Genomic DNA, 20,536 nt, shown 5'->3' with positions numbered 1-20,536 from the left:
ATGTCTGTGAAAAATCAAATCCCATTATTATGGATGGACGATGAACCACAATTCATAGAAAATTATAAACAATTATTAATCATTGAAGGAAAACAATTATTTGAAATTCAAGTTGCTACATCCATTAATGAAGCTAATAATTTTCTAGAATCAAAAACTAATTATTATAGTGGATTAATTGTTGATTGCAAAATGGATCCTTTTGATGCTTTAGAAAATGGAGCAAGATTTTTATCAGATATAAATAAAAAAATTAAACATTTACCCACTTATGTTTATAGTGCCTATACAACAGATCCACAATATAAAAGTTATATTGATAATTCTTTAGCTATAATTACAGAACAAAAGGAAATAAATTTTCAAAAACCTTTATTATCACAAAGGTTTTTTAAAACTATTCTTGAAAAATCTGGCAAGTATAATAAAGTCAAAAATATTTATCCGGAATTAATTACATTCCATGACTACATTACAAATACATCCTTTTATAGTAAAGCAGTTGAATCTCATTGGGAGAAACATGGACATTGGATAGATATTGAATTAACAAAAAAAAACTGGCTATGGTGTGTTGTAATAGGTGAAAATTTATATAAAGGTTCTTCTGATTTGTTAGAATTTCCAAATGAAAAAGAACTCGTGCAAATTGGTGATAGAACAAATCTTATTCCGTTTGCCTATAGTAAATTATTATTGCCTGAAGATACATTTTATGATCCAAATGTTTTAACACAATGGAATCGTACAAATTTGGATAATGATTTTTATCCCACTATTGTTGCAAAAATTAATGATAGAATTATCAAAGATGATTTTGATACAGGTGCTTATTGCTCATTTATTACCTCAAATTTGGTTGAACCAAGTATTTTTGATTTTATATGTTCAAATGAATACGGGATACATTTAGGTAGAGATTACAAATATTTTACAAAAAAAGTAACAATTTCATTAATTGATGATTTCGAAAAAGAAATTCAAAAAGAATTAACAATCATAGTTGTGAAAGATTGGGAAAGTAGTACATTTATTCAAAATAATAAAAACAGGCAAGTTTTATATGGTCGTGATTTATTGCGTACATTTGCAATAGAGATATATATTAATTCTATGGATCGAATAACTAAAATAAAACTTTTATAATAAAGTGTCGCTTTTCAAGCTTTGAAAGTGTTTATTTTGATTCTATAAAATAAATAAGAACAATAATTCTTAATTTATAATATTTAAAAGAGCTTTATTTCTTGTGATAATTTAGGTGGAATTAAATATTTGGTAACAATAAATAATTTAGGAAAAATTTTGAATAAAATACTATTGACGAAAAAAATTACATAATGATTTACAAAATTATCATTTGAGATTGATATCATCTCTTTTTCTATTTCCTTTCTTTCTAAATTCCTTTAAGTTTTATCCAGCTTTTTATTTCAATTAGATCAGATGAAAAGAATTTACCATTATATTATTTAGCATTTTTTTCAAGGCACGAACAAGGATATAATTTTTGGAAGAAAGTAAAGAAAAGGAATACTGAACCAGAATTTGAATTTTAAATATGGCACAAAAATCTTCTATAGAATGGACTGAATCAACCTGGAATCCAATAACAGGCTGCAATAAAATTAGTTCCGGCTGCAAGTTTTGTTATGCTGAGCGCATGGCAAAACGCTTGAAAGCTATGGGCTCTCCTAATTACGAAAAGGGATTTAAGTTAACTTTACAAGAACAGGTTTTAGAACTACCCTTATCCTGGAAAAAACCACAGACTATTTTTGTTAACTCAATGAGTGATCTTTTTCATAAAAATGTGCCAGTTGAATTTATACAAAAAATGTTTGATGTAATGAATAAAGCTTATTGGCATCGCTTCCAGATTCTAACAAAACGTTCCGATAGATTATGGGAATTAAATAAAAAATTAACCTGGGCAGAAAATATATGGATGGGAGTAAGTGTAGAAAACCAGGATTATACTTTTAGAATTGATGATTTAAGAAAGACAGAAGCACAAACGAAGTTTTTATCAATTGAACCATTGATTGGACCAATTACAAAATTAAATTTAAAAAATATCGATTGGGTAATTGTTGGAGGGGAATCAGGTCCCAGTGCGAGACCGATGGAAGAGGAATGGGTAGTAACTATAAAAGATAAATGCAATAGAGCCAATGTGCCTTTCTTCTTCAAGCAATGGGGCGGTGTAAATAAAAAGAAGAATGGACGATTGCTTGAAGGAAGAACCTGGGATGAAATGCCGGGAATAAAAAAAGCCGCTTAATAATTTCCTGCTGATCACTTGCTGGGAAGAAAAAATAGTTAATAGGTAACACATGATAAGAACTTGCATAGCAGTTTTTTAAATATTTTTAAATGATTGAATAGGAAGTTTTATATCAGTATTTTTGCTCTATGAGAGACGGGAATGATGTAACACCAATTTGGAAATCCATGCCTTCGGCAAAAGATGAAACACCTACAACTTATGCTGATAGATTAGGTTTATTATATACTTCACAGGTTACCTCAACTCATAAAAAAAATCTAGGACAGTTTTTTACTCCAGTTGAAATTGCCAATTATATGGCAAATCTTTTATTTAATCAAAAAGCAAAAAGTAAAATCTCAGATCCGGGGAGTAGTATCGGAGTAATAGCTTGTTCATTAATTGAAAATCTTGCTAAAACAAATAAATCAAAAGACATATTATTAATTAATTTATTAAACTGAGGATAATATGAAAGTTGGGATTGTTATTGATTTTAAAAAACGATTTATTAAAAAAGCGAAAAAGATTTTTCTACTGGATAAATCAATTAATGCATTTTGTAGGGAAGACACAATTTATATTATCTTTGCACAAAGTAAAAATGGAATTGTATCTGAAGAGCAGAAGGATAGAATTTTATCCTATTTAAAAAATTGGAAAGGTAAAGTTGTTTTTTTTACACTATTCAATGATAGGAATGAATTATCAAAAATTTCACAAAAAATATCTTGGGGAAGTTATATCTGGTTAAGAAATGATCCTGATCATACAATTCATTTTAATGGCGATAAATTTTTAGGGTAATAAAAAGTTATATAAAATAACCGGTTATGTGAATTAAAAAATTTTAGAATGATAAACTGTTAAAACAGTTAACGATCTAGTCTTTTCTTTAGCCAACCCACGAATTAATTCGTAGGTTACTTAATAAACCACGCAAATAAAAACCGTTTTAACGCCTGCCAGCCGGTAGGCGGGGTTTACAATTTAATTCACACAACTGGTATAGAATAATATGAATCAATCTGAGTTGCATTACTTCAAACCATTCCTTCACGTAATTTATCAATCTGTGTAGTGCTAACACAACGATAATAAAAAGGGTAATGTAAGCATACCAATGCGTGGAAGAATAAATTTAAATGATTGTAGTTCCTTTTTCGTAACTACAACTGTAGTTAGCTTTCTTAATATTAATGGGCAGCCGGTTAGCGGCAACATCGTTATACGCAATAAAAATATTAAGGTTTTCTGTTGATTAAGGTTAGCATTTAGGCTAACTTTACAAATGCGAGAAGTAAATTTTTATCAACTGGAATCTGGAAAATATCCAGCAAAAGAATTTCTTAATTCTCTTACGGGAAAACAAGCTAAAAAAGTTACTTGGATTTTAGAACTTTTTGAGGAAACTTCTTTAGTTCCTAAACAATACTTTGAGAAGTTAAGGAACACAGATGATATTTGGGCAATCAGAATAATTTATTCTGGGGATATTTTTAGGTTATTAGGTTTTTTTAAGCCAGATGGAAATTTTATGGTAACAAATGGATTTGCGAAGAAAACACAAAAAACACCGTTGAGTGAAATTAAGGTTGCAGAAGAAAGAAAAAGAAACTATTATAAAAGGAAGAAAAGAAATGAGTGATTTGAAAAAATATGTTGCACAAAGAAAAAAAGAAGATGCAGAGTTTGCAGAAAATTATGATATAGGTTATCAGAATTTTAAAATAGGTATATTACTTAAACAGTTGCGTGTAAAATCCGGATTAACTCAAGAAGAATTAGCAAAAAAGTTAAAAACAAAAAAGTCTGTCATATCAAGAATAGAAAATCATTCAGAGGATATTAAGCTTTCTACCCTTGGGCGTTACGCAAGAACATTAGGAAGAAGAGTCAGAATAGAAGTAGTTTAACACTAAAATGTGTATAACCAGCAACTACTAATGGACCTGTTTATAAAATGCATTTTTGTTCAAAAAACGAATTAGTTCATTTTATAAGTTAATTTTGATAAATGCAAAATTGTGGACTAAAATCGGCTACTTTAAACTGTTCGGCATTATACAGATACCAACTCGTCACAGATCATCCCATGCAGTGTTAACAACGATAAAAAAAAGGGTAATGTAAGCATACCAATGCGGGGAAGAAAAAAATAATTGCTTGTAGTGCCTTTCTCGGTCGGCAATGTCTAAACCTTGCCTTAGAAAACTAAAATTAACAACAATATCGCTGGATTTAAGAAATAGAATAAAATATAACTTAGCCATGAACGGATTTTCTAATGTTACTTCAGCAACAAAGATAGATGGAAATATTTATATACAATGGATATTGGGGTTAATACTAAAAACATGAAATTGAGAATTAAGAAATATCATTTTGCTAAAGCAACTAATGATAAGATCCAGGAATTTGCCAGGAGTATATTTGAATTAGATGCAGTACTTTGTTTTGATCTTGAAGATATTGTTAGAGACTTACCAGGTAAAAAAGCAGAAAAAAAAATGCACAGAGCAAAAGTGAAAAGTTCTATTGAATCTATAGTTAAATATTTTGTTAAACCAAAAGTTGGTATAAGGATAAATGTTTTTGGATCTAAAGAATTTTATAATGACATTGAAACACTGGAAAGCATTAAAAGTGGAATATCGCTGGATTGTATATTCCTTCCGAAAATTGAAAGCGGAGAAGAAATACAAAAATGTTCAGAAATATTAAAGAACAGAAAAATTGAATTTTTAGAAATAATACCAATTATAGAAAGCAAAAAAGCTTTTAATGATCTTGAAAAGATTATTATTTCATCAAAAAATTTTACAAATAAATTAGCTTTTGGTCATTGTGATTACAATTATAACAATGGATACTTTCCATTTTATCACCAGGATTCTGAGAAGTATTGGGAGTGGATCAATTTTATTATGAGTGTAAGTGAGGTTTACAATATCCTATTTATCAATTCCCCTTATTTGCGTCTGAATAATGATAGCAGTTTTTTATATATGTTAAACAGGTTAGGACAAAGAACAAATGGAATTTTTGGTCAAATTACACTATCATTAAATCAGGTTAGGTTATGCTCACTTCATGAATGTAATTCACTTATGAACACAACTTTTATTAATAAAAATGAATTCAAAATTATAAAAAAAGATATTGCAAAAAAGATAATTAAAGAATATGAAGCCAATATAACTAAGGATAGAAGCTTTGCTATGAATAAGGAGAATAGAATTATTATTTCACCACAAGAATATCTTGCAGCCGAAAAGTATTTAATAGAAACAAGCGCTTTAGATGCTTCAAAAAATTAAGCTGCTAATCGTTGGGGGATGCTTTCCAGTACAGGATAATATTGAACCAAGTAAATTATACCATCAACAGTTAAAAAATAAATTACAAGAATCTAATATTAATTTGGACATAAGAATAATTAGATATGAAAGTATCTCAAAAAGTTTTGAAAATATTAAAGAAGTTATTGATAAAGAGAAACCGGATTGTCTATTGTTCCATTTAAGGGTTGAACCAATTCTTCTTTCTTCTAAATTCTATTCCAAATATTATGATAAAGATGGGAACTTAATAAAGCATATTAATTTAGCCGTATTTAATTTGAACTATAGAAAAATAAAGAAGCGTACTTCGGAGAAAGTTATTAATAACGAATTGAGCAAAAAATCAAAATTTAGTACGAGTGTTCAGAATATATTTAGAGAAATAAACTATTTCTTTGGTTATATAATGGGTGATTGGTCTGCTGCTTTTTCTAAATATTTATCTTTATTGATTAAAATAATTGAACTATGTAAAACATACGGTATTACACTTGTAATTACTGGACCTGTTTCAAGACCTTACTCTAATCTTGAGAATCATCTATCAAAAAAATTACACAAATATATGAGTCAATATTCGTTTCTACATAATCAAATTTATGCAAACCTTTTTGGTGCAAAGGATGAACATGGTAATTTCCTTTTCTGTGCTGATTTAAAAAGGGTAAATGAAATCGGTCATAAAAGAATTTCCGAAATTATTTATAAGATATTTCGTACATCACTTAGCGGTTCGTGAAAGACAAATAAAATTTATAACATAATATTAAAAGTTATTTTTACTGCCTCAGACTATTCCGTGATGCGTTAACACATGGATACTAAAAAGAGAAATGCAAACATCGCAACGCGGGGAAGAAAAAATTCTAATAGATTGTTGTTTCTTATTCCTAACTACAACTGTAGTTAACAAATTATAGTGTTGCAAACAGGTTAATGTAATATTATTTTAAATGTAGAAAGATTAATTCCAATTGAATGAAATCCTGAACGATAAGTGAAATTGTAATTAAGGTGTAAAATTATTTTAAGTGGAGAAATAGTATGTCTATCTCTGAATTAAAGGAAAATTTGCATTCATTAGTTAATGATGTAAATGATCCTGGAATGCTTGAATTTGTTTATAAAATATTTAATGTTCTAAAACAACAAACAATTGTGGCGGATAATTATTGGAATGTAATAAGTGAATTGCAGAGGGCAGAAATACTTCAATCCTTTGAAGAAAGTGAAGACAATGCTAATCTTGATGAACATGAAACTGTAATGGCAAAATATAAAAATGTTAACTAAACTATACTGGACAAAATCTGCTCAACAAGACCTTGAAAAAATTCTTGATTATCTAAAAGTGGAATGGACTGAAACAACCGCATTTGATTTTTTAACTAAACTTGAAAACCAACTTAAAATTCTTAATCAATTTCCATTCATTGGTAAAATTATTTTCAAACCAAAACTAATAAGAGCATTTGTATTTTCGAAACAGGTTACCATTATTTATCGCTTAATCGACAATAAAATTGTTATACTAAAATTATTCGATAACAGACAATCACCTAAAAAACTTTTAATTTCTGAAAGGATTGAGGCTTATGGTGTCTGAAGGTTGTAATGCATTTAGGACGTAAAATATTTTTTATAAAATAGGTTCCCGTGAAAGTGGGAATGACATTAATGAAGTTAGACTTTTTAGATTAAACTTACAGATTATAACCCAAATATCGTTATACAGCTTTTAGCAAAATCCACAACCGGGGTAAAGTAAACTCCAAATACTACCACTGGTGCAAGCAAAATTAAAATAACAATAACGTTATATGCAGAAACTTTAAACGGGGCAACTTTGGTGGATGGTTTTGAAAGGAACATTTCTTTTAAAACTCTTATATAATAAAACAATGAAACTACTGTATTCAAAATTGCAATTACAGCAAGAACAATCATATTGGAATCGATCAATGCAACAAAGAGATATAGCTTTCCAATAAATCCTGCCGAAGGTGGAAGACCAATTAAAGAAACTAAGAACATTCCCAGCGTTACTCCAAGAAATGGGGTGGAGTAACCAAGTCCTTTATAATCTTCAATATCCTCGCTCCCTGTTTTGTTCGCAATCAACATTACAATAAAGAATGCTCCAAGATTCATAAAAGCATAAAAGGCAAAATAAATTAATATTGCAATCAATCCCTGGTTTGATAATACAACCAAGCCAAGCATTAAATATCCGGCGTGTGCAATGCTGGAATAGGCAAGCATTCTTTTAAGATTATTCTGCCAGAGTGCCGAGAAGTTTCCAAGCGTCATCGTTAAAATGGAAATTACTGTAAGCAATTCCTTCCAGGGGAAAACAGGAATCATCTGCCAGTGACCTGATGGATTTATGGATGATAGGAAAGTAGTTTTAACAAATCTTATCAACAAAGCAAAGCCAGCCGCTTTACTTGCAACGGATAGAAACGCTGTAATAGTTATCGGTGCACCTTCGTAAACATCAGGAGTCCAAAAGTGAAATGGAGCAGCAGAAATTTTATAACCAATTCCAACAAAAATTAATATGGAAGCCATTGCAAGCGTAAAAGTATTTATACTTGGTGCCTGCATTAAAGAATTTATAACATAAAGGTTAGTACTTCCGGTCATTCCAAAGAAAAGTGAAATACCAAAAAGCATTAATCCCGAAGAAACTGCGCCATAGATAATGTATTTAAGCGCGGCTTCACTGTTCCTGTCTCTTAACTTTGTAAATCCTGCCAACACGTAAGAAGATAAAGAAAGCAATTCGAGAGAAAGATAGATGAGGATTAAATCAGAAGCAGAAATCATCAGGAACATTCCGAGAACCATTCCAAATATCAAAGTATAATATTCGCCTGCTCTATCCAGGCTTTTATTTATTTCATCAGAAGAAAATGAAAACAGAATTACCAGTGTAGTAGCAACAAGCACAATCACCTTGAAAAATACGCCAAAGGAATCTACTGTAATCATTCCAAGAGTATCTGTTGTGTGCCATACTTTTCCAAACGCAAATCCGCTGAATGTAAGCTGGTTAAGAACAAAGAAAAACGTAACTGCAATTCCTGTTAATGCAATGTAAGGAATGATTTTTTTGTTCTTTCCAAAAATAAGATCGGTTAATAAAACCAGGATCAAAAAGAATGATATCGATACTTCTGGAAGCACGTAAGAGATACTGTTATATATTTTAGCAAATTCCATATTCATTTTTTTTTATTTAGTTGTAATATTTTTTTGATACTGGATACAATTATTAAATCCAGCAACCAGTATCTAAAATCAAGATCTATAATCCTCCAAGAGACATAAAACTGGCTGATGATTTTGCCATAAAACTTACTAACGAATTAACTGATGTATTCATTATGTTCAGCATCCCAGATGGATAAACACCAAGGAAAATTATAATGATTGTTAACGGAACAAACATAATATATTCCCGTGCATCAAGGTCTTTAAGTTGATTCCATTTTTCATTTAACTTTCCTAAGTAAACTCGCTGCATTGTCCAGAGCATATAACCAGCACCTAAAAGAATTCCAAGTGTAGAAACAATAGTAAGTGTTCTGATTCCTACTACACTAAAAGCACCAAGGAATACAAAAGATTCGGAAATAAATCCGCTTAAACTTGGTAATCCGATTGCTGCAAAGAATGCGACAGAAACAAATCCTGTATAAGCCGGCATTTGCAAAGCAATCCCACCAAAATCATCAAGACCTCTTGTATGTGTGCGATCGTAAAGAACTCCAACAATCAAGAAGAGCATTGCTGTAATCGTTCCGTGATTGAACATTTGGAATATTGCACCATTTATTCCGGTTGAAGTTAATGAAGCCATCCCTAACAGGACGTAACCCATATGAGAAATTGAAGAGTAGGCAATCAACTTTTTAAAATCCTTTTGCGCCATTGCCACAAGCGCGCCATAAACAATGTTGATCATTCCAAAGAGAGCAATATACCACATCAATTGCCGCGTTATTTCTGGAAAAATTGGAAAGCTGATTCTTAAAATTCCATACGTGCCCATTTTTAAAAGAACACCTGCAAGAATAACACTTATTGGTGTCGGCGCTTCTACGTGTGCGTCTGGCAGCCATGTATGGAAAGGGAACATAGGAATTTTAATAGCAAATCCTACGAATAGAGCAATGTATGCGATCAATCTTAAATTATTTGGATTAAGCGGAGAAAGAATTCCATTCGGTGTGAAATTCTTCATATCCATCATCGCAAGCATATTGAAAGTAAATACTTTTGAACCATCAGCTAAAAGTTCAGTAGAGCTGAAATATAATCCGATCATAACGAGCAGCATAAATACACTGCCGAACAAAGTATAAATGAAAAACTTAATTGCTGCATATTCTTTTCTTGGACCACCCCAAATACCGATAAGGAAGTACATCGGTAAAAGCATCAATTCCCAGAACACGTAGAACAAAAAGAAATCGAGTGAAACGAAAACGCCCATCATACCAGCATCAAGTAAAAGGAACATAGCAAAGTAGCCTTTAACTGATTTGGTAATTGTCCAGGATGAAATTGCCGCTATGAAAGAAACAAGTGCAGTTAATAAAATCATCGGAGCGCTTATTCCATCGATGCCGAGGAAATAATCGATCTTTACAGTTCCTATCCAGGATACACCGGTGATTTCAATCCATCTGAATTTTTCTATGAATTGAAATGAATTTTGATCGAATACACCGCCGAGAGAATAATTGTAACCAGCAAGTATAATTCCTGCAAGTACAACTTGCAACGCAGTTACACCAATGGAAAACCATTTTATAAATTTTTCCTGTTTGCCGGGGATAAAAAGAATGAGAAGCATTCCTAATATTGGCAAAAAGGTAATGAATGTTAAAATCGGAAATTGCACGTTTCAGCCTCTTAAATATTTTACTTTAACTTTTATCAGCCACTAAACTTAAAATGGTCTGAAAATAAACAACAAAATTATTACTGAAAAAACTACAAAGACAATATAAGTTTGCACTTTGCCGGTTTGCAGCTTTCTAAATGCGATTCCAAAGAATCCTGTTAGATAAGCAGTAAAGTTTACAAAACCATCTATCACAACATTATCAAAAACACCATTCGCTTTAGAGAACCATTTAGTAACAAAAGCAGTACCGTTTACTATTCCATCAACAATATAATTATCGAACCAGGCGAGAACCTTACTTATGCCAATTGTTCCCGCAATAAAAGTTGCATGGTAAAACTCATCGATATACCATTTGTTTAATGAGAAATTGTAAAGCGGTTTTATTTTTTCTGCGAGTTTGTCTGCATTAATTTTTTTCCATTGGTACATTGAAAATGCTAACAGAATTCCAAGTCCGCCAACAAGTAACGAAAGACCCATAGCTGGATAGTGTGCCTGGTGCATTGCATGCATATAAGATTCTGAATGAGAAACATATTCAGCCGATTCAACTTTTGGTACTTCAGCATTTACTTCAGTTTTCATAAAATCAAATCTTTGATTTTGCGGAACGACAGTTGCCGGCGTGTGAACCCATTTCTGTAAGAACCAACCGCTTCCACCATCAATTGGATTATAGCTGTACCAGAAGAAAACGGACAAAGCGCTCAAAACAACTAAAGGCATTACCATAACAAAAGGTGATTCTTTAGCGTGCTCGAATTTATGTTGATCTCTCGGTTCGCCATGAAATGTAAGGATTACCAGACGGAACATATAAAATGCAGTCATCAATGCAACAACAAATGCAACAACAGGAATTATCCAGTGACCTGTTAAACTTCCGAAAGCTATTGTTCCTGCCAGCAAGCCATCCTTGCTTAAAAATCCGGAGGTAAACGGAACTCCTGATATAGCCAATGTTGAAATGAGAAAAGTATAATAGGTAAGAGGAAGCTTTTTCCTCAATCCGCCCATATTTCTAATGTCCTGTTCGTGGTGCATCCCGTGAATTACAGATCCAGAACCAAGAAACAAGCAAGCTTTAAAAAATGCGTGAGTTACAAGATGGAAAAAAGCGTAAGCGTAAGCACCTACTCCAAGTGCCATTATCATATATCCAAGTTGACTAACAGTTGAGTAAGCGAGAACTTTCTTAATATCATTTTGAGTTAATGCAATTGTAGCCGCCACAAACGAAGTAACCATTCCAACTATAGCGATGGTTAGCATTGCATCCGCTGTTAGCATAACAAAAATTCTTGCAACCAAATAAACACCGGCGGCAACCATTGTTGCTGCATGGATTAACGCGCTAACCGGAGTCGGACCTTCCATTGCATCTGGCAGCCAAACGTGAAGAGGGAATTGAGCCGATTTACCAACAGCCCCCATAAAAAGTAAAATTCCTGTTGCAGTTAAAGTTGCGGGACTATTAAATGGAATATTACCTGCTGATATTTGAGCAAATATTGTATCAAGTGTGAATGTGCGGTAATGAGTGAACAAAATCATTATACCGATAAAGAAACCAATATCACCAATTCTGTTTACTAAAAATGCTTTTTTGCCTGCATCCGCAGCAGATTTTTTTTCGAACCAGTGACCAATCAGCAAGTAAGAAGAAATGCCGACCAGCTCCCAGAAAATGTACATCATCAGCAAATTGTGAGTTAATACAATTCCCAACATAGAAAAAGTGAATAAGCCAAGGTAAGCAAAGTATCTTCTGTATCTTATATCTCCATCCATATAAGCGATGGAGAAAGTATGAACCAGAAAACTGATAAGATTAACCACAACAAGCATTATTGCTGTAATGTTATCAATCTTAATTCCCAGATAGATATCAATGCTTCCAATCATCGGAACATTCCACAGGTAAATCCATCTTGTTTCAGCAATCAGATTTGTATTCAGGTAGAATGCTAACTTTCCAACAACAACAAAAACTGAGAGGGCAAGCGTTACGAACATAATGAACGTTTCCACAAGGTGAGCTTTTGGAATATGCTTATTAAATAATATTAGTAAAGCGAATCCAAACAGAGGCAAAAATAAAATTGCTATCGATGTATTAAGTAGTAATGCTTCAGACATAATTTATTCTTTTAGTTTATCTATTTCATCAACGTTTACAGTTGAAAATGTTTTGTAAATATTTAGTACAATTGCCAGCGCAATAGCGGCTTCGGCAGCAGCCAGTACAATTACGAATAGTGCCATAATCTGTCCACTGAATCCAAAATTGCCGAACTTGGCAAAAGCTATAAAGTTTATATTTGCAGAGTTAAGTACCAATTCAATTCCCATTAAAACCATTACAGCATTTTTTCTTGTTACAATTCCAAATATTCCAAGCGAGAATAGAATTGCACTAACAAATAAAAAATGATTTAAACCAACGTGAGCCAAGTGAAACTCCTTTAAAAAATATTAAAGTATTGAAAAACTGTATTCAATTAACTTTCCTTTCTTGCAATTGTTGCAGCACCAATAAGAGCCACTAAAAGTAAAATACCAAGTAGTTCAAAGATTAAAACGTAATCCGTTATAAGATATTTCCCTAAATCAAAAATGGTTGTGTTTAATGGAATTTCTGAATCTGAAAGTTTCCATTCTGTGTTTAGTAAAACGTTGGTTAATATTCCGGCAAACAAACCAACACCAACAATAGCAGGTACGATTTGAAGTGTACCGGTTTTAATCTGAACATTGGTAATTTTACTTGTAAGCATTACACCGAATAGCATCAAAATTAAAATTCCGCCAACATAAACCATTATCTGAACAACTGCGATAAAATCAGCACCAAGCAAAATGTAAAGACCTGCAACTCCCAAAAAAGTGAATAGCAGAGAGAAAGCTGAATAAACAATATTCCTGGTAGTAACAACTGCGAATCCGGAAATAAGTGTTATTGCAGCAAAAAAATAAAAAGTTACATCGTATAAAGTCATTTATTTAAATCACCAAATTTATTTTTAATTTGTTCCAGGTTCAGGCTTTGAATTATCTGCCTGAGCAGGAGGTTTTGGTTTTGCCGCTGCTGCAGCTTTCTGAGCCGCTTTTTCAGCTTCAAGCTTTGCATAATTTTGTTTTTTAATATCAGCTTCTTCTTTAGTTAAAGTAGAAAAATGATATATAAAATTATCTCTTTCGTATTCAGAAAATTCGTAAACATCCGTCATATAAATACAATCTGTTGGACAAGGATAAACACATAAAGCACAATAACAGCATTTTGCAATATCAATATCAAATTGTGTTACCCAAAGAGCCTTCTTTTTACCGTTAGAAGTTATACCAAGATCATCTCCGGGAACACTCTTTACAGTTTCGATGGTAATGCAATCAACCGGGCAAGCGCGGGAGCATTGATCGCAGCCAATACAATCATCCATATTAACATAAAGCCGATTGCGTGCTCGTTCCGGCATTTGAACTTTAACATCAGGATACTGGATTGTAACAGCAGGAACGAAGAGATGCTTGAAGGTTATCTTCATTCCAACAAATGCAGTCCAAAGCCCGAACCATGTATTTTTGAAATATTCTTTCATAATTAAATCAGTGTAATAAATCCTACAATTATCAAATTAACAAACGAATAAGGAATTAAATATTTCCAGCACATATTCATAAGTTGGTCTACACGTAATCTTGGAAGCGTCCATCTTAACCACATCTGAACGAACACAAATGATACTCCTTTAATTGTAAACCAAAAGAACTGTTCCCATGGAACCAGCCAGGTAATACCTAATGAGTTGCCTATATAACCAAAAGGTGATTGGTATCCACCAAGAAAAATTGCAGAAATGATTGCTGAAACAGCAAACATATTTCCGTATTCAGTTAGCATAAACATTGCCCATTTCATACCTGAATATTCCGTATGGAAACCTGCAACCAATTCAGATTCCGCTTCAGGAATATCAAACGGAGTACGATTTGTTTCTGCTAACGTACTTAAGAAGAAAATTATAAATCCAACAAACATAAAAGGAATTAAAAGCACCTTTGATAAGTTGAAAACTGGTCCCCCAAAAAGATTCCAATTCCAAAAGTATGAAGTCTGCATTTCGCTCATTGTTTTTAAATTAAGAGTTCCTAAAAGCATAACCATTGTTAGAACAACTAATGCCGAAGGAATTTCATAACTGATTACCTGGGCGGCAGACCTTATTGCACCGAGTAAAGAATATTTATTGTTCGAAGCCCAGCCAGCCATCAAAATTCCAACAACAACTAAACTAGTGATAGCGAGAATGTAAAATATTCCCATATCTATTCCAGAGCCAATGTAACCACTTGAAAACGGAATTGCTGCAAACGCTGCATAGCTGCCGGTAAAAACAATTACAGGAGCAAGATTGAAAAGTTTTTTATCTGTAAGCGTTGCAGTTATATCTTCTTTTTGCAGTAATTTAAAAATATCAGCAACAGTTTGGAAGATTCCGTGTGGTCCAACACGCATAGGTCCAAGTCTATCCTGCATATGTGCAGAAACTTTTCTTTCCATTAAAACGCCCAGCAAGGCAAATGTTAAAATGAAAGGAATTGGTAACAGGGCGCCAACTACCGCTGCAATATATTCATTTCCGATAAGGTTATTTAGAAACTGATACATTTAATTTCTCTGTTTTCTACAACTTTTAATTGAAATTAGAATTTGCTTTAATTCAATTTTCGTAATTCGTTATTCGAAATTTGTAATATTTTTTTACCTGTCAACTTCGCCAAGTACAATATCAATGCTTCCAAGTATAGCTATAACGTCTGCAACAAGATGTCCTTTGCACAATTCGCCAAGAACTTCCAGATTAACGAAAGATGGACCACGTAATTTAATTCTATATGGATTTACACTTCCATCACTGATGACAAAGAATCCAAGTTCGCCTTTAGGATTTTCTACTCTACAGTACATTGAACCAATCGGTGGTTTAATTCTTTTTGGAAGTGCTGCTTTTACATCACCTTCTGGAATTACATCAATCGCTTGTTCAACAATTTTTAAACTTTCTTCCATTTCGCGAACTCTTAAATAATATCTATCCCAGCAGTCGCCAACGGTTCCAACTTTTCCAGTACCAACCGGAATTTCAAAATCAAATCTATCGTAAATTGAATAAGGATCATCTCTTCTTAAATCGAATTTCAATCCGCTTGCACGAAGGCAGGGTCCTGTAATTCCGTAATTGACCGCAGTATCAAGCGGAAGTACGCCAACGTTTGCTGTTCTTTCTATAAAAATCTTATTGTAAGATAAAAGATTATTCAGCTCAACAATTTTCGGTTTGAAGTAAGTGATGAATTCTTTTGTCATCCTAATGAAGTCCGGATGCAGATCGTGCGAGAGTCCGCCAACCCACATATAATTATAAAGCATGCGTGCGCCGCAGGTCATTTCAAACAGAGTAAGAATTTTCTCTCGATCTCTGAAGCAATAAAGAAATGGAGTCATAGCACCGATATCATTTCCATAGGTTCCAAGAGCTACAAGATGAGAAGCAATTCTTTGCAGCTCTGCCATAATTACTCTTATGTATTCAACTCTTTCCGGCACCTGGATGCCAAGGAATCTTTCCATTGTAACAACGTAACCAAAATTATTAGACATCGCGGCAAGATAATCTAATCTATCAGTGTAAGGAATAACCTGGGGATAAGTCATTGCTTCACAATGTTTTTCGAAGCAGCGGTGAAGGTAACCAATGTGCGGTCTAAGGTTTACAATCAGTTCACCTTCAAGTTCAAGTTCAAGCCGCAGCACACCGTGTGTTGACGGGTGCTGAGGTCCCAGATTCAAAACCATTTCTTCAGTTTTTAAAGCCATAAAAATCTACTAATTATTTTACAACCAACATCTTTTTTGTTGTATAAAATTATTTGTTTTTAGTTGATAGAAATATATTCCGCTTGAAAGATTGCTTGCATCAAATTCCACTTCATATGTTCCTTCATCTTTTCTTTCATTCACTAATATTGGTACTTCTTTTCCAAATGGATCAAATACTTGTAACTGCACTAAAGTAGGTTCTGGAAGTGAGTATTTGATTTGTGTTATTGGATTAAAAGGATTGGGATAGTTTTGTGTTAAAAAATTTACTTTTTCATTGCTCTTTTCACGGTCTGAATTTATTTTATATACACCACCTTGAACATTGACAATGTTTGTGGGTGATGAATATGTATTTTGTCTATTTTTAAATCCTTTTATATAATAATATTGATAATAACTTTCGATCTCGTTACTAATTAAAACATCAAAATCAGTATAATGAAGTATATTTGATTCAACAGTAGCGATTAAAGAATAATTAAGATTTATGGGATTACCAACTTGGCCGTTTGATTCTGCCCTATATATTTTAAAATGAGTAGCACTAAACGATGGATTAGGTCCCCAAATTAATGCAGGATGATTATTCTGATTTACTAAGACTAAGCAATTTGCCCAATAATTTAAATTAGCCATACAATCGGTATTATAAGTACCAAAATTATTCAACAAACCAATTCTAAAGATTTGTCCAAGACTAATGGTGGAAAAACCACAGGTTGTAGGTGATTGCCCATTACTTGGAATACTTGTATTTAACATTGCTGAAATAAAATAGCCCCAATTATCATCATACCTTATTGTTATATCATTCCAATTATTGCCATAACCACAATCCCGATAATCAATATAAAAATAAAATGACGTTTCACCTTTTGATATTGTTATTTTATTTACTGTTAGCCAAAATTTAGGATAACCACTAGTGCTATAGCAAACATCAAAACCATAGTCAATCCACTCATTTTGTGGGTTAAGATGTGGTTGTAAATAATTACCAATTATTGTTGTATCACAACTATTTGCTCCATTAACATACCATTGTGAACCACTTATACAATATGCAACTGTATTTTGTGGTTCAATTGTGAAAGTAATACTTTCTAAATCAAAATTTTGCGTTTGAGGCAAAATCTCCATATCGTAAGGAACGAGTAAATTTTGAGGAGATATAATTTTGAATAAAACAATTACTAGTAATAATATTTTTTTCATAATTATCTTCTATTTTATCGAAAAAACTTTAGCGGATTTAAAAGTTGGAATATAAATATTTTTATTTGTTCCGATTGCCGGTGAATATCCACCGAATTGATTACCTAGCTCGGTTGTCCACATTAAATTACCTTTGTTATCCACCTTATAATATTTTAACGGATAAGAGAAATCTACTGTAAAATAAATATCTCCTTCAAAATCATTTATTAAAAAACCAATATAATAACCCCCTATGTTTAATTTCCAATTAATATTTCCATTAAAGTTAAATGAGTATACTGTGTCTAAAGCAAAATAATAATTCCCATTTTTATCTATTGTTCCTTCTGAAATAAAATGAAATGGAACCGCTGTGAATGCAAGTTTATAAGACCATTTTATTTTACCATCAGGCTTTATGCAAAAGACAGAAGCATTTCCGGAATTAACTGAATCTAATTTACTTACTAAATAAATATTACCATAGGAATCCACAATTGGTGTGGTTTGATATCTTGAATTACCAAAGCTCCATTTTAATTGATGTGTTTCTAAATCAATAGCAAAAATAGATGGTCCAATTCCCGGGACATAGATAGTATTACCGTCCGGGGAAATTGCCGTACCGGAAGAAGAACCATAATCAATATTTGGATTTTCAAAATACCAATCTATTTTTCCAGTTGGTTTAATGGCAACTAATTTTGCAATTGATGTAGGATCCCCATTTAATAAATAAATTGTTCCGTCTTTTCCTATATTTAATCCAACATGGTAAATAAATCCAAGTGTTTTTAATTCCCATTTTATTTTACCATCTGGACTAATCGCATAAAGTTTACCATTAAGACCACCTCCAATATAAATGGTACCATCACTTGCTATTAAGGGGGTTGTATATACCCATCCATTTTCTACAACATCTTTCAGTATCCATTTAATTTTTCCATCAGGTCTTACCGCAAATAATCCTTTTCTTTCAATAGATACAAAATAAATTGTAGAGTCGGGTCCGACAGAAACACCGGATCTCATATATATACTGTCAATCTCCCAATTAATTAATCCTAATTTTGGTCCGGCAAATTTACTTCTACCTGTCGATTGTGGATCGTGATGATTCATGGGCCAGGGAGAATCTGCCAGGCTGGGCCAGGGAATATCCTGCTGGTAACCTGGAGGTAATTCCTCCTTTGGATTTGTAGATTTGTCCTTACATCCAATTAAACCAAACAAAACAATTAAAAATATATTAAAGAATTTTTTCATTTATTTCTTATTCATTTCTATTGTTAAATTGTTTTCAAGAAAAAACAATTTATCAATTTGACAATGCAGCAATTTAATACGGTACTTTCATTCCCTGGTAAAACTCAGGATTCTTATAATCTTTTCTTAAAGGATAACCAGCTTCCCAATCATCTGGAATAAGTATTCTTCTTAAATCGGGATGATTGAGAAATTTAATTCCAAACATATCAAAGGCTTCGCGCTCGTGCCAGTCGGCAGTTCTCCAAACGCTCTCAACCGATTCTACTTCCGGTTCTTCGCGTGGAGTTGATACTTTAAGAGTTACTTTATGGTTTTTCAATATTGAATGAAGATGATAATAAACGCTCAACGTTCCGCCAATAATAGTAGTTGAACCATCTTCGTCAGTTTTCTTTTCACCGTTTGCATCATCAACTCCGGAAAGGCACATCATCGAATCGAAATCTAATTCAGCTTCATCCCGCAAGAATAAACCAATCTCTTTAATTGATTTAGGGTCTACAATAATATGCGGTTCAAATTGTACATTCTTGAATTCAATTACTTTATCCTGGAATTTTTCTTTAATTATTGTGTAAATTTCTTCTGGAGTTTTCATACAAAATTTTTAACCAAATGATTCGTTTCTTATTTTTTCCTGTAATTTTAATAAGCCTTCAAGCAGCGCTTCCGGACGTGGAGGGCAGCCTGGAACATATACATCAACCGGAATTACTCTATCAACACCCTTTAGAACATGATATCCGTGTTCCCAATACGGTCCGCCACAGTTTGCACAGCTTCCCATGGAAATAATATATTTTGGCTCAGGCATTTGCTCGAATAATCTTTTAGTTCGTAACGCCATCTTTAAAGTCAGCGTTCCGGAAATTATAATTACATCTGCCTGCCGGGGGGAAGCACGCGGTATAACACCAAACCTATCAAAATCGTAATGTGAAGCAGAGGTAGCCATCATTTCGATAGCACAGCAGGCTAATCCAAATCCTAACTGCCAGATTGAATTTAGTCTTGCCCAATTGAATAAATCTTCAGCGGTTGTTATTACTATATTACCATCTGAAAATTCTGTATCTAATAAACTTTTCATTTTTTCTTTCAGTGAACTGTGTTTGGAATTTCGTTCCCTTCAACTGCTTTAGCATTCGGGATTTTGTTTAAAGATTTGGTTTCGTATTTATTAACACTTTTATTTTGAATAACGGGAGGTTTAATTACAGGGCGCGACCATTCAAGATCTCCTTTGCGCCATTCGTAAGCCATACCTAAACCAAGTACCACAAGGAATATCAATCCAACTAAAAATCCAGCTAAACCATAATCTTTGTAAGCAACTGCCCACGGAAATAATAGAACAACTTCAACATCAAATATTAAAAATATTAAGGCTACAACGTAAAAGCGGATGTTAAACTTTACCCAAGGTGATCCTAATGCATCTTCACCACACTCATAGGTAAGAAGTTTTTCTCTGGTGGGACGTGCGGGGCGGAGTAATTTTGCAACAAATAGAGCAACCGGGACAAATATTGCCGCTAATAAAATAAATATTAGAACTTTACCGAATTCTGTTATCATAATTTTATGAAAAATTTTCACCAAAAATAGTATAAGGTGCAACTAATGTCAAGGAATGAGATTGACTA

General features: G+C 32.7%; 24 protein-coding genes. 10 read left to right on the top strand and 14 right to left on the bottom strand.

What is annotated here, in order from left to right; all coding sequences use genetic code 11:
• The 6 genes from NTX22_00270 to NTX22_00245 all read left to right on the top strand — a co-directional run bounded on the left by NTX22_00270 (nt 1) and on the right by NTX22_00245 (nt 4,185).
• On the top strand, nt 1–1,146 hold the full coding sequence (locus NTX22_00270) for a hypothetical protein (GenBank protein MCX6148938.1): 1,146 nt from the start codon (nt 1–3) through the stop codon (nt 1,144–1,146).
• Nucleotides 1,147–1,561: 415 nt separating this feature from the next.
• On the top strand, nt 1,562–2,284 hold the full coding sequence (locus NTX22_00265; protein ID MCX6148937.1) for a phage Gp37/Gp68 family protein: 723 nt from the start codon (nt 1,562–1,564) through the stop codon (nt 2,282–2,284).
• 131 nt (nt 2,285–2,415) lie between these two features.
• The gene (locus NTX22_00260) at nt 2,416–2,733 is read left to right on the top strand and encodes an N-6 DNA methylase (protein MCX6148936.1); all 318 of its coding nucleotides are present in this window, start codon (nt 2,416–2,418) and stop codon (nt 2,731–2,733) included.
• A 7-nt stretch (nt 2,734–2,740) separates the two neighbouring features.
• Entirely contained in the window at nt 2,741–3,076 is a 336-nt protein-coding gene (locus tag NTX22_00255) for a BsuBI/PstI family type II restriction endonuclease (protein ID MCX6148935.1), read from the top strand.
• Between the two features lie 484 nt (nt 3,077–3,560).
• Nucleotides 3,561–3,917 (top strand): type II toxin-antitoxin system RelE/ParE family toxin, encoded by a 357-nt coding sequence (locus tag NTX22_00250; GenBank protein ID MCX6148934.1) that lies wholly within the window; start codon nt 3,561–3,563, stop codon nt 3,915–3,917.
• Nucleotides 3,910–4,185 (top strand): helix-turn-helix transcriptional regulator, encoded by a 276-nt coding sequence (locus tag NTX22_00245; protein ID MCX6148933.1) that lies wholly within the window; start codon nt 3,910–3,912, stop codon nt 4,183–4,185. The genes NTX22_00250 and NTX22_00245 overlap by 8 nt, the downstream gene beginning before the upstream one ends.
• A 165-nt stretch (nt 4,186–4,350) precedes the next feature.
• Here NTX22_00245 and NTX22_00240 read toward each other — a convergent pair whose 3' ends face one another.
• Complete coding sequence (locus tag NTX22_00240; protein ID MCX6148932.1) at nt 4,351–4,542, bottom strand: hypothetical protein; 192 nt, start codon at nt 4,540–4,542, stop codon at nt 4,351–4,353.
• 84 nt (nt 4,543–4,626) lie between these two features.
• Between NTX22_00240 and NTX22_00235 the strand changes: the two genes are divergently transcribed.
• From NTX22_00235 to NTX22_00220, 4 genes are all read left to right on the top strand, one after another.
• Nucleotides 4,627–5,589, top strand: coding sequence for an aldolase/citrate lyase family protein (locus tag NTX22_00235; protein MCX6148931.1), 963 nt, complete (start codon nt 4,627–4,629; stop codon nt 5,587–5,589).
• The gene (locus NTX22_00230; protein ID MCX6148930.1) at nt 5,573–6,352 is read left to right on the top strand and encodes a hypothetical protein; all 780 of its coding nucleotides are present in this window, start codon (nt 5,573–5,575) and stop codon (nt 6,350–6,352) included. The genes NTX22_00235 and NTX22_00230 overlap by 17 nt, the downstream gene beginning before the upstream one ends.
• A 305-nt stretch (nt 6,353–6,657) precedes the next feature.
• Nucleotides 6,658–6,906, top strand: a complete 249-nt coding sequence (locus NTX22_00225; protein ID MCX6148929.1) for a hypothetical protein — start codon at nt 6,658–6,660, stop codon at nt 6,904–6,906.
• Nucleotides 6,896–7,219: a type II toxin-antitoxin system RelE/ParE family toxin gene (locus NTX22_00220; GenBank protein ID MCX6148928.1), complete on the top strand. Its 324-nt coding sequence runs from the start codon at nt 6,896–6,898 to the stop codon at nt 7,217–7,219. The genes NTX22_00225 and NTX22_00220 overlap by 11 nt, the downstream gene beginning before the upstream one ends.
• Before the next feature lie 104 nt (nt 7,220–7,323).
• On the opposite strand, the gene NTX22_00215 is transcribed toward NTX22_00220, so the two are convergent.
• The 13 genes from NTX22_00215 to NTX22_00155 form a co-directional block, all read right to left on the bottom strand.
• Entirely contained in the window at nt 7,324–8,844 is a 1,521-nt protein-coding gene (locus NTX22_00215) for an NADH-quinone oxidoreductase subunit N (protein ID MCX6148927.1), read from the bottom strand.
• 79 nt (nt 8,845–8,923) lie between these two features.
• Nucleotides 8,924–10,525 carry an NADH-quinone oxidoreductase subunit M gene (locus NTX22_00210; protein MCX6148926.1) on the bottom strand — a complete coding sequence of 534 codons (1,602 nt, stop codon included), beginning with the start codon at nt 10,523–10,525 and terminating at the stop codon, nt 8,924–8,926.
• A 48-nt stretch (nt 10,526–10,573) separates the two neighbouring features.
• Complete coding sequence (gene nuoL, locus NTX22_00205) at nt 10,574–12,673, bottom strand: NADH-quinone oxidoreductase subunit L (protein MCX6148925.1); 2,100 nt, start codon at nt 12,671–12,673, stop codon at nt 10,574–10,576.
• Nucleotides 12,674–12,676: 3 nt separating this feature from the next.
• The gene (gene nuoK, locus NTX22_00200; GenBank protein ID MCX6148924.1) at nt 12,677–12,988 is read right to left on the bottom strand and encodes an NADH-quinone oxidoreductase subunit NuoK; all 312 of its coding nucleotides are present in this window, start codon (nt 12,986–12,988) and stop codon (nt 12,677–12,679) included.
• 47 nt (nt 12,989–13,035) lie between these two features.
• Nucleotides 13,036–13,533 carry an NADH-quinone oxidoreductase subunit J gene (locus tag NTX22_00195; GenBank protein ID MCX6148923.1) on the bottom strand — a complete coding sequence of 166 codons (498 nt, stop codon included), beginning with the start codon at nt 13,531–13,533 and terminating at the stop codon, nt 13,036–13,038.
• A 24-nt stretch (nt 13,534–13,557) separates the two neighbouring features.
• Nucleotides 13,558–14,136, bottom strand: coding sequence for an NADH-quinone oxidoreductase subunit I (locus tag NTX22_00190; protein ID MCX6148922.1), 579 nt, complete (start codon nt 14,134–14,136; stop codon nt 13,558–13,560).
• A gap of 2 nt (nt 14,137–14,138) precedes the next feature.
• Nucleotides 14,139–15,206: an NADH-quinone oxidoreductase subunit NuoH gene (gene nuoH, locus NTX22_00185; protein MCX6148921.1), complete on the bottom strand. Its 1,068-nt coding sequence runs from the start codon at nt 15,204–15,206 to the stop codon at nt 14,139–14,141.
• A 93-nt stretch (nt 15,207–15,299) separates the two neighbouring features.
• On the bottom strand, nt 15,300–16,415 hold the full coding sequence (locus NTX22_00180) for an NADH-quinone oxidoreductase subunit D (protein ID MCX6148920.1): 1,116 nt from the start codon (nt 16,413–16,415) through the stop codon (nt 15,300–15,302).
• An 18-nt stretch (nt 16,416–16,433) separates the two neighbouring features.
• The gene (locus NTX22_00175; protein ID MCX6148919.1) at nt 16,434–17,636 is read right to left on the bottom strand and encodes a T9SS type A sorting domain-containing protein; all 1,203 of its coding nucleotides are present in this window, start codon (nt 17,634–17,636) and stop codon (nt 16,434–16,436) included.
• A 9-nt stretch (nt 17,637–17,645) separates the two neighbouring features.
• A complete protein-coding gene (locus NTX22_00170) occupies nt 17,646–18,887 on the bottom strand; it encodes a PQQ-binding-like beta-propeller repeat protein (GenBank protein ID MCX6148918.1) in 1,242 nt (413 codons plus the stop codon).
• Nucleotides 18,888–18,960: 73 nt separating this feature from the next.
• Nucleotides 18,961–19,488, bottom strand: a complete 528-nt coding sequence (locus NTX22_00165) for an NADH-quinone oxidoreductase subunit C (protein MCX6148917.1) — start codon at nt 19,486–19,488, stop codon at nt 18,961–18,963.
• Nucleotides 19,489–19,497: 9 nt separating this feature from the next.
• Nucleotides 19,498–19,980, bottom strand: coding sequence for an NADH-quinone oxidoreductase subunit B (locus tag NTX22_00160; GenBank protein ID MCX6148916.1), 483 nt, complete (start codon nt 19,978–19,980; stop codon nt 19,498–19,500).
• Nucleotides 19,981–19,988: 8 nt separating this feature from the next.
• Nucleotides 19,989–20,468 (bottom strand): NADH-quinone oxidoreductase subunit A, encoded by a 480-nt coding sequence (locus NTX22_00155; GenBank protein MCX6148915.1) that lies wholly within the window; start codon nt 20,466–20,468, stop codon nt 19,989–19,991.
• Nucleotides 20,469–20,536: the final 68 nt, after the last annotated feature.

It is taken from the genome of Ignavibacteriales bacterium (assembly GCA_026390815.1).
In the GTDB taxonomy this organism is placed as follows: domain Bacteria; phylum Bacteroidota; class Ignavibacteria; order Ignavibacteriales; family SURF-24; genus JAPLFH01.
The sequence above is the reverse complement of the archived record's forward strand: the minus strand, read 5'-3'. Positions and strand labels throughout refer to the sequence as shown.